The 13,837-nt window shown below is 74.6% G+C and carries 11 protein-coding genes; 4 read left to right on the top strand and 7 right to left on the bottom strand.

Annotated elements, in window-relative coordinates:
* Positions 1-8: 8 nt before the first annotated feature.
* Positions 9-1,502 (top strand): CoA-acylating methylmalonate-semialdehyde dehydrogenase, encoded by a 1,494-nt coding sequence (locus tag BLR12_RS09990; protein WP_091377086.1) that lies wholly within the window; start codon positions 9-11, stop codon positions 1,500-1,502.
* Positions 1,503-1,748: 246 nt separating this feature from the next.
* On the opposite strand, the gene BLR12_RS09995 is transcribed toward BLR12_RS09990, so the two are convergent.
* Positions 1,749-2,528 carry a TIM barrel protein gene (locus BLR12_RS09995; RefSeq protein WP_091377088.1) on the bottom strand — a complete coding sequence of 260 codons (780 nt, stop codon included), beginning with the start codon at positions 2,526-2,528 and terminating at the stop codon, positions 1,749-1,751.
* A complete protein-coding gene (locus BLR12_RS10000; RefSeq protein WP_091377091.1) occupies positions 2,525-3,529 on the bottom strand; it encodes a Gfo/Idh/MocA family oxidoreductase in 1,005 nt (334 codons plus the stop codon). The genes BLR12_RS09995 and BLR12_RS10000 overlap by 4 nt, the downstream gene beginning before the upstream one ends.
* Before the next feature lie 110 nt (positions 3,530-3,639).
* Between BLR12_RS10000 and BLR12_RS10005 the strand changes: the two genes are divergently transcribed.
* On the top strand, positions 3,640-4,683 hold the full coding sequence (locus BLR12_RS10005) for a LacI family DNA-binding transcriptional regulator (protein ID WP_091377093.1): 1,044 nt from the start codon (positions 3,640-3,642) through the stop codon (positions 4,681-4,683).
* 33 nt (positions 4,684-4,716) lie between these two features.
* On the opposite strand, the gene BLR12_RS10010 is transcribed toward BLR12_RS10005, so the two are convergent.
* Positions 4,717-6,990: a cytochrome P450 gene (locus BLR12_RS10010; protein WP_218120610.1), complete on the bottom strand. Its 2,274-nt coding sequence runs from the start codon at positions 6,988-6,990 to the stop codon at positions 4,717-4,719.
* 143 nt (positions 6,991-7,133) lie between these two features.
* Complete coding sequence (locus BLR12_RS10015) at positions 7,134-8,153, bottom strand: LacI family DNA-binding transcriptional regulator (protein WP_091377098.1); 1,020 nt, start codon at positions 8,151-8,153, stop codon at positions 7,134-7,136.
* A gap of 152 nt (positions 8,154-8,305) precedes the next feature.
* Between BLR12_RS10015 and BLR12_RS10020 the strand changes: the two genes are divergently transcribed.
* Positions 8,306-9,562: a Gfo/Idh/MocA family protein gene (locus BLR12_RS10020; protein WP_255363409.1), complete on the top strand. Its 1,257-nt coding sequence runs from the start codon at positions 8,306-8,308 to the stop codon at positions 9,560-9,562.
* 40 nt (positions 9,563-9,602) lie between these two features.
* Positions 9,603-10,601 carry a sugar phosphate isomerase/epimerase family protein gene (locus BLR12_RS10025; protein WP_091377101.1) on the top strand — a complete coding sequence of 333 codons (999 nt, stop codon included), beginning with the start codon at positions 9,603-9,605 and terminating at the stop codon, positions 10,599-10,601.
* A 7-nt stretch (positions 10,602-10,608) separates the two neighbouring features.
* Here the strand turns inward: BLR12_RS10025 and BLR12_RS10030 are convergent, their stop codons facing one another.
* The 3 genes from BLR12_RS10030 to BLR12_RS10040 all read right to left on the bottom strand — a co-directional run bounded on the left by BLR12_RS10030 (position 10,609) and on the right by BLR12_RS10040 (position 13,801).
* Positions 10,609-11,646, bottom strand: coding sequence for a Gfo/Idh/MocA family protein (locus BLR12_RS10030; RefSeq protein ID WP_091377105.1), 1,038 nt, complete (start codon positions 11,644-11,646; stop codon positions 10,609-10,611).
* Positions 11,643-12,650 carry a Gfo/Idh/MocA family oxidoreductase gene (locus BLR12_RS10035; protein ID WP_091377107.1) on the bottom strand — a complete coding sequence of 336 codons (1,008 nt, stop codon included), beginning with the start codon at positions 12,648-12,650 and terminating at the stop codon, positions 11,643-11,645. The genes BLR12_RS10030 and BLR12_RS10035 overlap by 4 nt, the downstream gene beginning before the upstream one ends.
* A 110-nt stretch (positions 12,651-12,760) precedes the next feature.
* On the bottom strand, positions 12,761-13,801 hold the full coding sequence (locus tag BLR12_RS10040) for a LacI family DNA-binding transcriptional regulator (protein WP_091377109.1): 1,041 nt from the start codon (positions 13,799-13,801) through the stop codon (positions 12,761-12,763).
* Positions 13,802-13,837 lie beyond the last annotated feature (36 nt).

The following is a 13,837-nucleotide window of genomic DNA, read 5'->3' on the forward strand; positions in this document are numbered from 1 at the left end:
AGGTAGCCATGCCCACGCACATCCCGCACTGGATCGACGGCGCCCGACGCGAGGGCGCCAGCGGCCGCACCGGCGAGGTGACCGACTCGGCGACCGGCGAGGTCACCGGCGAGGTCGCGCTCGCGTCCACCGAGGAGGTCGACGCGGCCGTCGCCGCCGCCACCGCCGCCTTCCCCGCCTGGCGGGACACCTCGCTGGCCAAGCGCACCGCGGTGCTGTTCCGCTTCCGCGAGCTGCTCAACGCCCGCAAGCCCGAGCTGGCCGCGATCATCACCGCCGAGCACGGCAAGGTCCTCGACGACGCTCTGGGCGAGGTCTCCCGCGGCCAGGAGGTCGTGGAGTACGCCTGCGGCGTGCCCTCGCTGGTCCGCGGCGGATTCACCGAGAACGCCTCGACCAACGTCGACGTGTACTCCATCCGCCAGCCGCTCGGCCCGGTCGCGATCATCAGCCCGTTCAACTTCCCGGCGATGGTCCCGATGTGGTTCTTCCCCATCGCGATCGCCACCGGCAACACCGTCGTCCTCAAGCCCAGCGAGCAGGACCCCTCAGCGGCGATCTGGATGGCCGAGCTGTGGAAGGAGGCCGGGCTGCCCGACGGCGTGTTCAACGTCGCCCAGGGTGACAAGGTGGCCGTCGACCGGCTGCTCGAGCACCCCGACATCCGGTCGGTGTCCTTCGTCGGGTCCACCGCGATCGCCCGCTACGTCTACGAGACCGGCACCCGCAACGGCAAGCGGGTGCAGGCCCTGGGCGGGGCGAAGAACCACATGGTCGTGCTGCCCGACGCCGACCTGGACCTGGCCGCCGACGCGGCGGTCAACTCCGGGTTCGGCTCGGCCGGGGAGCGGTGCATGGCGATCAGCGCGGTGCTCGCCGTCGGCGGGATCGGCGACGACCTGGTCGCCCGGATCGCCGAGCGCACCCACACGCTGCGCACCGGCGACGGCCGCAAGGGCAGCGACATGGGCCCGCTGATCAGCAAGCGGCACCGCGACCGGGTGGCCTCCTACGTCGAGGCCGGCGAGCAGCAGGGCGCCAAGCTGGTCGTGGACGGCCGCCAGGTGACCCCCGACGGCGGCGAGGACGGCTTCTGGCTCGGCCCGACCCTGGTCGACCACGTCGAGCCGCCGATGAGCGTGTACACCGACGAGATCTTCGGACCGGTGCTGTCGGTGCTGCGGGTGGACACCTACGAGCACGCCGTCGAGCTGATCAACCGCAACGAGTACGGCAACGGCACCGCCATCTTCACCAACGACGGCGGGGCCGCCCGCCGGTTCCAGCACGAGGTGCAGGTCGGCATGATCGGCATCAACGTGCCCATCCCGGTGCCGATGGCCTACTACTCCTTCGGCGGGTGGAAGAACAGCCTGTTCGGCGACTCCCACGCCCACGGCGCCGAGGGCGTGCACTTCTTCACCCGTGGCAAGGTCATCACCAGCCGCTGGCTGGACCCCAGCCACGGCGGCCTGAACCTGGGCTTCCCGCAGAACGCCTGAAGGCACCACCGACTGGCCGGCGCCGGCGAGACCCGCCTCCGCCGGCGCCGGTCGTCCGGGGCCACGGGACCGGCCGGCGTCGGCGAGACCTGTCTCCGCCGGCGCCGGCCCTGCACGCGACCGCTCGGACGCTGCTCCGACCGGTCGAACCCCGCGACGATCATGGAGCTGCGGTGACGACACGCCGGCGGACGGGGGCGCGTCGCGTCCCCAGGTCCATGATCGTCGGGAGGACCTGCCGGGTCGTCAGAGGGTGAAGGCGGTGCGGAACCGGTCGAGGGCCACGGCCGGGTCTCCGGCGGCCCAGCCCTCCAGCGCGACGACGCCGGTGTAGCCGAGCCGGTCGAGGGCGGCGGCGATCGCCGGGTGGTGGATCTCCCCCGTGCCGGGCTCGCACCGGCCGGGGACGTCGGCCACCTGGATCTCGCCCACCAGCGGCAGCGCCCGCTCCACCAGCTGGACGAGGTTCCCCTCGCCGATCTGCGCGTGGTAGAGGTCCAGGTTGAGCCGCAGGTGCGGGCTGTCCACGGCCTCGACCAGCGCGATGGTGTCCGCGGCACGGGCGAACGGCGTGCCGGGGTGGTCGACGGCGGTGTTGAGGTTCTCCAGCGTGAAGACCCGACCGGCCCGCTCACCCAGCGCCGCCAGCCGCTCGAGCGTGCGGGCCGCGGTCAGCCACATCGCCGGGGTGACGACCTCGGTCGGCACCACCGGCAGCCCGCGGCCGTCCAGCCCGGTCCCGTGCACGTTGAGCCGCGGGCAGTCCAGCCGCTCGGCGACGGCCAGGGACTGCTCGGCCGTGCGCAGCAGCTCCTCCGCACCGTCGGGGTCCGCGAGCGTGCCGGTGACGTACCCGGTCATCGAGGAGAACGTGGCGCCGGTCGCGACGAGCTCGTCGACGTCCTTGGCCGTCCAGTCCCAGATCTCCACCTCGAACCCCAGGTCGGCGATGCGCCGCACCCGCTCGGCGAACGGCAGGTCGAGGAAGAGCATCTCGGCCGAGGCGGCCAGGCGGTAGCCGCTCACTTCTCGACCCGCACCGGGCCGCCGGTGCGCACCGACTCGGCCGCGGCCAGCGCGATGGCCAGCGCCGCGCGCGCGTCCTCGCCGGTCACCGGGGCCGGGCGCCCCTGCCGGACCGCCTCGACGAAGGCGGCCAGCTCGGCCGTGTAGGCCTCGGGGAACAGCTCCTGGTCCCCGCGGACGGTCTCGACGAGCCGCCCGGCCGGCCCGGAGAAGGCCATCCCGCTGCGCCGGCCGTCGCCCATGGTGGCCATGCCGCCGGAGCCGAGCACCTCGCCACGGACGTCGTAGCCGTAGGCGGCCTCGAAGCAGGCCTCGGCCACCGCCATCGCGCCGTTGTCGAACCGCACCGTGACCACCGCGGTGTCCAGCAGGCCGCGGTCCCGCCACCCCGGCTCCACCAGCGCGTCGCCGACGGCGGAGACCTCGACGGCCTCGGCGCCGGGGTTGAGGAAGCGCAGCGTGTCGAAGTCGTGGATCAGCGTCTCGAGGAAGATCGTGTCCGGCAGCACGCGGGACGGGTCGAAGCCGCCGGGGTCACGGGTCAGCGAGCGCAGCAGCCGCGGGGTGCCCAGCGTGCCGTCGTCCAGCAGCGCCCGAGCGGCCCCCCAGTCCGCGGCGAACCGGCGGTTGAACCCCACCTGCAGGACGACGCCCGCGGAACGGGCGGCGTCGATGGCCCGGCCGGCCTCCGGGAGCGTGACCGCCATCGGCTTCTCGCAGAACACGTGCCGGCCCGCACCCGCGGCGGCGACGACCAGGTCGGCGTGCGACCGGGCCGGCGCCGCGATCACCACCGCCTGGACGGCGGGATCGTCCCAGGCCTGGGCCACGTCGGTGTACGCCCGGTCCGCACCCAGCGCACCGGCCAGCCGCTCGGCAGCATCCGGCGCGGGGTCGACCACGGCCGCCAGCCGCGCGTGCGGCAGGCGCCGGGCGAGCGTCTCGGCGTGGAAGGCCCCCATCCGCCCCGACCCGATCAGGGCCACACCCACGGTATCCATGCCGCCTCCCTCGTCTCTGGAACGTTCTAGTGAAGAGGGTGGCGGGGACCACTCCCCTCGTCAAGGGGATATGGCTATAACGTTCTAGTTTCCCGGGATAGAGTCGGCGGGTGCCACCGAGGGCCCCGGACAGGAGACCGACCCTGGCGGACGTCGCCGCCCGGGCCGGGGTCTCCACCGCCCTGGTCTCGATCGTCATGCGCGACGCCCCGGGGGCCAGCACCGCGACCAGGGACCGGGTGCGACGCGCAGCCGAGGAGATCGGCTACCGGCCGGACAGCCGCGCCCGGCTGCTGCGCAGTTCCCGCAGCCGACTGCTCGGTGTGGTGTTCGGCGTCCAGCACCCCTTCCACGGTGACCTGGTGAGCGGGCTGTACGCCGCGGCCGAGCGGGCCGGGTACGAGCTGGCGTTGAGCGCCGTCACCCCCGGGCGGGACGAGAGGCGCGCCGTCGCCGGCCTGCTGCAGGACCGCTGCGAGGCCCTGGTGCTGCTCGGCCCCTCGTCACCCACGGCAGCGCTCGCCGACCTCGCGGCCCACCTGCCGGTGGTCGTCGTCGCCCGTTCGGTCCGGTCCGCCGCGGTCGACGTCGTCCGCACCGCCGACGACGAGGGCATGCGCCTGGCCGTCGAGCACCTGATCGCCCTGGGCCACCACGACGTGGTGCACGTCGACGGCGGGCGGGCGCCCGGCGCGGCCGAGCGACGCCGCGGGTACCGCGAGGCGCTGGGCGCCGCCCGCCTGACCCCGCGGGTCGTGCCGGGCGGGCTGGGCGAGGACGACGGGGCCGCCGCCGCACGGGACCTCCTGGCCGGGTCGCTGCCGACGGCCGTCACCGTGTTCAACGACCGCTGCGCCCTCGGGGTGCTCGACGTGCTGCGGCGCGCGGGCCGCGCCGTCCCGGAGGAGGTCAGCGTGGTCGGCTACGACGACAGCCGCATCGCCAGGCTCACCTCGGTCGACCTCACCTCGGTGGCCCAGGACGTCGACCGGCTGGCCGCGCTCGCCGTCGGGCGCGCCCTCGACCGGCTCGACGGCGTCCCCGTCGAGCGGCGCGAGCTGGTCGTCCCGCCCCGCCTCGTCGTCCGGAGCACCACCGCCCCACCCCGTCCCCGTGACGTCGTGGAACGGCCCTCCTGCAGGGTCCCGCCGTGAGCTCGCGAACGGTGGGGGCAGGAGGGTCCTTCTTCAGAGGTCCAGCACCAGCCGGTCCGTGCGGGCACGCGAGACGCAGATCATCATGCAGTCGTTCGCCTCCCTCTCCTCGTCGGTGAGGACCGAGTCCCGGTGGTCGGGCACGCCCTCGAGGACGCCGGTCTCGCAGGTGCCGCAGGTGCCCTCGGCGCACGAGGAGAGGACGCCGACCCCCGCCTCCTCGACGACCGACAGGATCGACCGGTCCGGCGGCACGGTCAGGGTGCGCTCGCTGCGCTCCAGCACGACCTCGAACGCCTCGGCCCGCGCCGGCTCGGCCTGCGGCCGGGGCGCGAACCGCTCCACGTGCAGCGCACCGCGGGGCCAGCCGGCGCAGCGCCGCTCGACCGCCGCCAGCAGCGGCTCGGGGCCGCAGCAGTAGACGAGCGTGTCCGGCCGGGGGGTGCCGAGCAGCCCGTCGAGGTCCAGCAGCCCGGTCTCGTCCTGGGGGCGCACCGACACCCGGTCGCCGTACCGCGCGAGCTCGTCGAGGAAGGCCATGGACGCCCGGCGCCGGCCGCCGTAGACGAGCTCCCAGTCGGCGCCCGCCGCCTCCGCGGCCCGGATCATCGGCAGGACCGGCGTGATGCCGATGCCGCCGGCGATGAACAGGTACCGGGGCGAGGACACCAACGGGAAGTTGTTGCGCGGCCCGCGCACCCGCACCCGGTCGCCGACGGACAGCCGGTCGTGCACGAACCGCGAGCTGCCGCGGCCGTCCGGGTCGCGCAGGACGCCGAGCCGGTACCCGTGGTGGTCGGCGGGGTCGCCACACAGCGAGTACTGCCGGGTGGGTGCCCCGTCGAGGACCAGGTCGACGTGCGCCCCCGGTTCCCAGGCCGGCAGCGGGCGGTCACCGGTCTCACGCAGGTCCAGGGAGACGACCCCGTCGGCCTCCTCCCGCTTGGCGGCCACCAGCGCCTCGGCCTCGAACTCCGAGGTGGCGAGGGTGACGGTCGTCGTCCGGTGGGAGACGGCCTCCACGTGCGGACGGCGTCCGTCCCGGCCGAAGGTGATCGGCAGGTTCTCCCAGACGTACATGTTGGGCGAGCTGGGGTAGAACGTCGGCGGGCCGGCCGGCTGGTAGTCGCCCAGGACGGGCAGCGCCTCCTCCAGCGCGATCCGCGCCTCCAGGCGGGCCAGCGGCGCGCCCAGGCACCCGTGCACGCCCTCCCCGAAGCCGAGGTGCCGGCCCCGTGGCCTGGTGATGTCGAAGGTGTCCGGGTGGGGGAACTGGCGCTCGTCGCGGTTGGCGGCCCCGGGGACCAGCACGACCCGCCCCCCGGCCGGGATGGTGACCCCGTGCAGGGTGACCTCGCGCGACGTCGTCCGGGCGGTGAGCTGCAGCGGCGTGATGAGGCGCATGGCCTCCTCGACCGCGGCCGGGATGAGCGACGGGTCGGCCTGCAGCAGCGCCCGCTGGTCGGGGTTCTCCGCGAGCAGCGTGAACAGCGTGCCGGCCAGCCCGGCGGTCGACTCCACCCCGCCGAGGAAGAGGATCATCATCAGGCCGCTGACCTCGGAGTTCGGCGTGACCTGCGCGTCCACGAACGGCACCCCGTCTACGTCGGCGTGCACGAACTCCGTGAGCAGGTCGTCGCGCCCGTTGCGGCGGCGCTCCTCCAGCAGGTCGATGAAGAACTGCTGCACCCCGGCAGTGGCCGCCTTCGCCACCGGGGTGAGGTGCGGCGTGCCGGGCACCCGGTCCTTGAGCTCGTGGGTCCAGCGCTCCAGCTGGTCCCGCCGCGCCCGCTCCACGGGGTCCTCGGCGTGCCGGCTCGGCAGGCCCATGAGGTGGAAGAACACGTCGAAGGGCATGGGCCAGGCCAGCTCCTGGGCGATGTCCACCGTTGCACGACCCCCCGCGCCGCGGTCCCGCCAGGAGGCGACCAGCTCGCGCACCACGGCGCGGACGCCGTCCTCGAGGCCGGCGATCCGGCGGGGCAGGAAGTACGGCTGCACCACCGAGCGCACCTGGTCGTGCCGGGGGTTGTCCATGCTCCCGATCGACCCCGGGGGGACCTGCTCCAGGCGGCTGTCGTCGATGTCCATGCCCTCGAAGCTGCGGAACGTGTCCGCGTCGAGGATGGCCGCCCGGACGTCCTCGAAGCGGGTCAGGACCCACCATCCCCACCGCTCGCTGCGGTACACGGGTGCCTCGTCGCGCATCCGGCGGTAGGTCCCGAACGGGTCGGACGTGTAGAAGTCCGGCCGGAACGGGTCGTAGTCCAGCGCGGGGGTGAGCGGGGCGGTGGCGGTCTCGGCCATGTGGGTCTCCGCGGTCGGGAGCGGCTCGGTTTGAAGCGCTTCAAGACTTACGGGTGACCGACGCCACTGTCAACTCGTTGTCAGGACAAACCCCGGCCTGGCACGGCCTGGCGGCATCCCGCACGAGCTCGCCGATGCGGGGTTCAGTCCCCTCCCGGCGGCGGACCGGTCGTCCCCCGTACGACCAGCCGCGGGGGGACGACGACCTCGCGGTGCTCGGTGCGACCGCCGTCCAGCCGCTCGACCACCGCGGCGACCGCGTGCCGCATCAGCTGCCGGGACTCCTGGCTGACCGTGGTCAGGTCGACGTGCGCCAGCCGCGAGAGGGGGCTGTCGTCGTAGCCCACCACCGAGACCCGGCCCGGGACGTCCACCCCGCTGCGCAGCAGCGCGTCGAGCAGGCCCACGGCGGAGGCGTCGTTGTAGGTCACGACCGCGGTCGGGGGCGCGTCCGACCCGAACAGCGTCCGCGCCGCCCGCGCGCCGGACGCCTCGCCGGAGTCCCCCTCCACGACCCGCACCTGCCGCCCGAGCCGGTGCCCGCGCATGGCCCGCTGGTAGCCGCGCCGCCGGCCGGCCGCGATGACCCCGGGCCCCCCGTCGACGTGGGCGATGCGGCGGTGCCCGAGGCCGACGAGGTGGTCGACGGCCTGCGCGACGCCCTCCTCGTCGGCGACCCGGACGACGTCGACACCGGCCGAGGGCACCGGGCGGCCGACGGCCACCACCGGGAGCTGCCGGTCCAGCGCGCTCAGCCGCGAGGCCGGGGCCTCCGGGCCGAGCAGCACGAGGGCCTCGCAGCGCGAGTCGAGCAGCGTCTCGACCGCCCGCGCCTCGTCCCGGCTCCGGGTCACGGTGCTCAGCACCAGGTCGTACCCGTGCTCCTCGGCCGCCTCGTGGACGTCCTCCACGAGCTGGGCGTGGAAGGTGCTGCGCACGTCCATCAGGACGCCGATGAGCCCACTGCGCCGGCGGGCCAGCAGGCTGGCCGCGCGGTCGGGCCGGTATCCCAGCCGGCCCGCCGCGTCCAGCACGCGCTCGCGGGTGGCACCGCTGGGCCCCGGGGCACCACGCAGCACCAGCGACACCGTCGCCGGGGACACCCCCGCCTCGGCCGCGACGTCCTGCAGCCGGGGACGACGCGCCGACTCCTCTGCACTCAGGACGACCGCCCTCCTCCCTTGACACGACCGTCACACCCTGCTGTGATCGGCGCCATCATTAAAGCGCTTTAAGAACGTCCGGGCGACTCGCCAGCGCGCAGCGTGCCACGTCGGCGGGATCGCGCCCGCCGCACCGCCGAAGGGGAACAGCCATGTCACTCCAGCCACTGTCCGTGGCGGTGGTCGGGGCCGGGATGGCCGGTCGCAGCCACGCCGCCGGCTACCGCCAGGTGAACACCGTCTTCGGCGAGGGTCTGCCGCCCGTCCGGCTGGCCGCGATCGCCGACGCCAACGAGCAGCTCGCCCGGGACGCGGCCCGCCGCTACGGGTTCGAGCGGGCGGTGCCCAGCTGGGAGGAGGTCGTCGAGGACCCCTCCATCGACGCGATCAGCATCGTCGTCGGCAACTCCCTGCACCGGCCGATCGCCGAGGCGGCCATCGCCGCCGGCAAGCACGTGCTCTGCGAGAAGCCGCTGGCCGGCTCGATGGAGGACGCGCAGGCGATGGTCGCCGCCGAGCAGTCCGCGGACGTGGTGACCGCCGTCGGCTACACCTACCGCCGGTCCCCGGCGATCGCCGCCATCCGCGACCACGTGCACGACCGCGAGCTGGGTGAGCTGACCCTGTTCGACGGCCGCTACTGGTGCGACTACGCCTGCGACCCGCGCGGCCCGCTGACCTGGCGGTACAGGGGCGGACCCGGCAGTGGTGCCCTCGGCGACATCGGGGCCCACGTCATCGACGTCGGCCAGTTCCTGTGCGGGCCGGTCGTGTCGGTGTCCGGAGCGGTGCTGTCCACCCAGATCGCCGAGCGGCCGCTGCCGCTCGGCGCCGTGGTCGGCCACCACGCCGCCCCGGTGAGCGAGGAGACGGGCGAGGTCGAGAACGAGGACACCGCCGTGTTCACGGCCCGGTTCGAGTCGGGCCTGTCCGCGTCGTTCTCGGTGTCACGCACCGCCTTCGGCATGCCCAACGGGCTGGCCTTCGACGTGTACGGGCTGGACGGACGCGCCTCGTTCGACTGGCACCGGCCCTCGGAGTACCTCGTCGACGACCGTCAGCCCGAGGCCCGCACCCGCGGCGTCCGGCAGGTCATCGTCGGCCCGCAGATGCCCTACGTCGCCGGCGGCTACCCCATGGAGGCGCCGGGCGTGGGCGGCGGCAACGCCGAGATGTTCGTCTACCAGTGCCGCGCCTTCCTGGACCAGATCGTCGGCACCCCCGACCCGCTGCCGCGCAACGCCACCTTCGCCGACGCCCTGCACACCATGCAGATCGTCCAGGCCGTCGTCGAGTCCGCGCAGTCCGACGGCGCCCCTGTCGAAGTCGCGCCTGTCGAAGTCGCCCCCGTGCCCTCTGCCGCGCCGGTCGAGACCGCGGCCCCGGCCGTTCCCGCTCCCCCCGCCTGACGCCCCCCGTGGCGACCGACTCCACCGAAAGGCTGCTCCCATGGCTCTCAAGCTCGGCGCCTACACCGCCTGCCTGCACGACCGACCGCTGGAGCAGGCCCTCGACGTCCTGCAGGCCGACGGCCTGACCTCCGTCGAGGTCAACACCGGCGGCTTCATCCCCTCCCCGCACTGCCACGTCGACCTGCTGCTCGCCTCCGAGCAGGCCCGGCGCGACTACCTGGAGACGTTCACCTCCCGCGGGATGGAGCTGACCGGGCTCAACTGCAACGGCAACCCGCTCAACCCACTGCCCGGCGTCGGCCCCAAGCACGCCGACGACCTGCGGCGCACCATCGAGCTGGCCGGGCTCCTGGGCGTGAAGAACGTCGTGACCATGTCGGGCACGCCGGGATCGGACCCGGACGCGAGGTACCCGTCCTGGGTGGTCAACCCGTGGGACGGCGTCTACCTGGACGTCCTCGACTACCAGTGGGGCGTGGCCGCAGAGTTCTGGACGGAGATCGACGCCCTCGCCCGCGCCAACGACGTCCGGGTGGCCATCGAGATGCACCCGCACAACCTGGTGTTCTCCCCGGTGACGCTGCGCCGGCTGGTCGACACCGTCGGCGCCACCAACATCGGGGCCGAGATGGACCCCTCGCACCTGATGTGGCAGGGCATGGACGTCGTGGCCTGCATCCGCGACCTCGGCCCGCTGGTGTTCCACGCCGCGGCCAAGGACGCAATGATCACGCCCGGGGTGGACATCCGCGGGGTGCTGGACACCTCGTTCACCCGGGTACGGGCCGACGCCCCGGACAAGGTGCCCACCGGCTACGGCTACTGGTGCAACGCGTGGCCGGAGAACCCGGGCTGGCGCTTCGTGGCGGTGGGCGTCGGCCACGACGTCGACTGGTGGACCGAGTTCCTGCGGGCGCTGGCCGAGGTCGACCCGGACATGGCGGTCAACATCGAGCACGAGGACGCCGCCTACGACCGCCTCGAAGGCCTCGCTCTCGCCGCCGAGAACCTCCGCGCCGCGGCCGCGAAGCTGTAGCGCCGGGTCAGGCCCCGGCCGCGGGCGGCTCGAGCACCGCCCGCGGCCGGGGCGGCAGGCCGGCGAGGAGGTAGCACCGGTCGACCAGTGTCATGGTCGCGACCGCGTCGTCCGGGCCCGTGGGGACCGGCGGGCCGCCCCTGACCGCCGCGGCGAACGCCTCGAGCTGGTACGTGTAGGACGACCGGGTGCCCAGGTGCTCGGTTCGCTCGCCGGCCGCGGTGCGCACGAGCACGCGGTCGTCCCGGTTCGGCTCGACGAACGCCGGCGCGCTCGCCTCCCCACGGGTCCCGACGACGCGCAGCGAGAAGTCCCGGTCCGGGTGCACCATGCTGCAGCGCACCGTGGCGGTGGCGCCGGACGGGAAGCGCAGGTCGGCGTCGAGCCACTCGTCGACGCCCGGGGCGCCCGCGCGCTGCCCGGCGCGGGCGGCCTCCGGCTCCGGCTCGCCGCCGGTCCACGGCGCCAGGCTTCGCAGCGCGTGCAGCCCGTAGCAGCCCAGGTCCATGAGCGCCCCGCCGGCCAGCTCGAACGACCAGCGGGGGTCTCCGTCGGCCGGCGGCAGCATGGCGATGGTGGCGTCGACGTGGACGACGTCGCCCAGCTCGCCGTCGTCCACCAGGTCGAGGAGCCGCCGCACCACCGGGTGGTAGACGTGGTGGAAGTCCTCCACGACCGTCACGCCCGCAGCCCGCGCGGCGTCCCTGACCTCGGCAGCCTCCTCGGCGTTCGAGGCGAACGGCTTCTCCGACAGCACGTGCTTGCCGGCCGCGACCGCGGCCAGGTTCCACGGACCGTGCAGCGCGTTCGGCAGCGGGTTGTAGACGACCTCGACGTCCGGGTCGGCGAGGACGTCGGCGTAGGAGGCCAGCACGCGCTCGACGCCGTGCGCCCGGGCGAACGCCTCGGCCCGCGCCGGGTCCCGGGCGGCGATCGCCACCAGCCGGCTGCCGGTGTCCCGCGCGGGGACGGCGATGGCCCGCTCGGCGATGCGCGCGGCCCCCAGGACCCCGATACGGAGAGGTCCGGCCCCGTCCGTCGTCACCGGTAGAGCTCGGGCTGCGCGGGGAGCTCCACCGCCACCCGGCCCCCGGCGTGCAAGGACTGCAGCGCGGCGTCCGAGACGACCTGCGCGGCGAAGCCGTCCCAGGCACCGGGCCCCTCGGGCGGCCGCGCGGCGAGGACCGTGTCGACCCACTCGCGCAGCTCGACGTCGTAGGACAGCGTGAACCGCTCCCGCCAGTCGGCCGGGACGAGACCGGCGACGGTGCCCTCGCGGCGGACCCGTACCGGGGCCGGTTCGGCCAGCTCGACGGTGCCGCTCTCCCCGGACACCTCGCAGCGGATCTCGTAGCCGTAGTGGACGTTGACCGACACCTCGACGTCGACGAGGACGCCGTCGGCCATCTCGAAGAGCACCAGCAGCGGGTCCTGCAGCTCGCCGCCGCGGCTGCTCCGGCGGGGCGTGAACACCTGGGCGGCGGTGATCTCCTGGCCGAACATCCAGCGCAGCTGGTCGATCTCGTGGATCGCGGTGTCGGCGATGGACATGTCGCGGGTGTAGTGCGGCGGCACCGAGGCGTTGCGGTGCGCGCAGTGCACGAGCAGCGGGGCGCCGATGGTCCCGTCGTCCAACGCCTGCTTGAGGGCCCGGTGCGCGGGGTCGAAGCGCCGGTTGAAGCCGACCTGCACCAGCCGCCGGCCGGCAGCGACCTCGGCGTCGACGATCCGCCGGCAGGCCTCCTGCGTCGTGGCCAGCGGCTTCTCGCAGAACACCGGCTTGCCGACGGCGATGCACGCCAGCACGTAGGGCTCGTGCGTCGGCCCCCACGAGGTGACGACGACGGCGTCGACCGCGTCCGACGCGATGACGTCCTCGCCGCTGGGCAGCGCCTTCGCGGCGGGGAGCTGCCCGGCCACGGCCGCGGCGCGCCCGGCGTCCGCGTCGGCCACCGCGACCACCCGGCTGCCGCCCGGCCCGCCGTCCAGCCGGCGGATGTGCTCCTGCCCGATCATGCCGACCCCGATGACCCCGACGTCCAGCGCCACGACCCCTCCTCGGTCCCGTCCGGCCCGGCGCAGCGCAGGGCCGTGTCGAGGCTGTGCGCCGGACCACACCCAGGTCAACGGCACTGGTCCCTCAAGAACCCCTCAACGGGTCACCTCGCCGACAGCAGCTCCGCCGGGATGTTGTGCGGCGTGACGACCTGGACGCCGGAGTGCCAGGACCGCGGGGTGCCGGGCAGCGCGCCGTGCGCCTGCATCACGACGTGGCAGGCGCGGCGCAGGTCGAGTGCGAGGTCGTGGTGCAGCACCGCGGACAGCCGGCCCTCCCGCAGCAGGGCGAGGTTCTCGGCGTCCAGGTCGTGGGCGACGAACGCGCGGCAGCCGCGCCCGGCGTCGGCGAAGGCTGCGACGGTCGCGGCGTTGCCGCCGGCGGCGTACATCGAGTACACGGCGGCGATGCCCGGGTCGGCGGCGAGCGCGTCGCGCACGAGCCCGCGCAGCACGTCGTCGTCCCCGGTGACGTCCACCAGGTCGACCTGCCGCCCACCCGGACGCAGCGCGCGGGCGGTGGCCCGGAAGCCCATCTCCCGGTCGTCCTCGCCCCGGAAGGACCCGGTGCCCCGGGTGACGAGGACGGCGGCGTCGTCGGGCAGCCACTGGTCGAGCAGGTAGGCGGCGGTCGCCCCCGCCGCCCGGTTGTCCAGGCCGACGTAGGCGACCCGGCGGCTGGTCGGCAGGTCCGTCACCAGCGTGACGACCGGGATCCCGGCCTCGGCCAGCCGCTCGACAGCGGCGACGACCAGCGGGTGGTCGGGGGCCTTGAGGACGACGCCCTGCGACCCGCGCCGGGCGATCCCGTCGAGCGTGGCCGCCAGCCCGGTCACCGGTGGGGCCTCGGCGAGGTGGAACCGCGCCCGGAACGTCGCCGGGCGGACCAGCGGCAGCTGGGACTCCAGGGCCGCCCGCACCGCGGAGGAGAACCGGGCCGGCGCGTCGACGACCAGGTCGAGGAGGAACGTCCGCCCGGTCAGCCGCACCTGCGAACGCTGCCGGTCCAGGTCGGCGATGGCGCGGTGGACCTCCTGCACCGTGCTCGCGCGGACCCCGCCCCGGGCGTTGAGGACGCGGTCGACGGTCGCCTCGGACAGGCCGGCCTGGCGGGCGATCTCGCGGATGGGGTAGGGGTGTGGCACCGCACCAGTCTGAGGGGTCCCTGAGGGTTGACCGCG

This window comes from Geodermatophilus sp. DSM 45219, from assembly GCF_900104025.1.
In the GTDB taxonomy this organism is placed as follows: Bacteria; Actinomycetota; Actinomycetes; order Mycobacteriales; family Geodermatophilaceae; genus Geodermatophilus.

What these genes read in the sequence shown, in the direction of transcription:
- BLR12_RS09990 (WP_091377086.1), top strand. Translation starts at nt 9, where the DNA reads ATGCCCACGCACATCCCGCACTGGATCGACGGCGCCCGACGCGAGGGC.
- BLR12_RS10000 (WP_091377091.1), bottom strand. Translation starts at nt 3,529, where the DNA reads ATGGATACCGTGGGTGTGGCCCTGATCGGGTCGGGGCGGATGGGGGCC.
- BLR12_RS10010 (WP_218120610.1), bottom strand. Translation starts at nt 6,990, where the DNA reads ATGGCCGAGACCGCCACCGCCCCGCTCACCCCCGCGCTGGACTACGAC.
- BLR12_RS10020 (WP_255363409.1), top strand. Translation starts at nt 8,306, where the DNA reads ATGTCACTCCAGCCACTGTCCGTGGCGGTGGTCGGGGCCGGGATGGCC.
- BLR12_RS10025 (WP_091377101.1), top strand. Translation starts at nt 9,603, where the DNA reads ATGGCTCTCAAGCTCGGCGCCTACACCGCCTGCCTGCACGACCGACCG.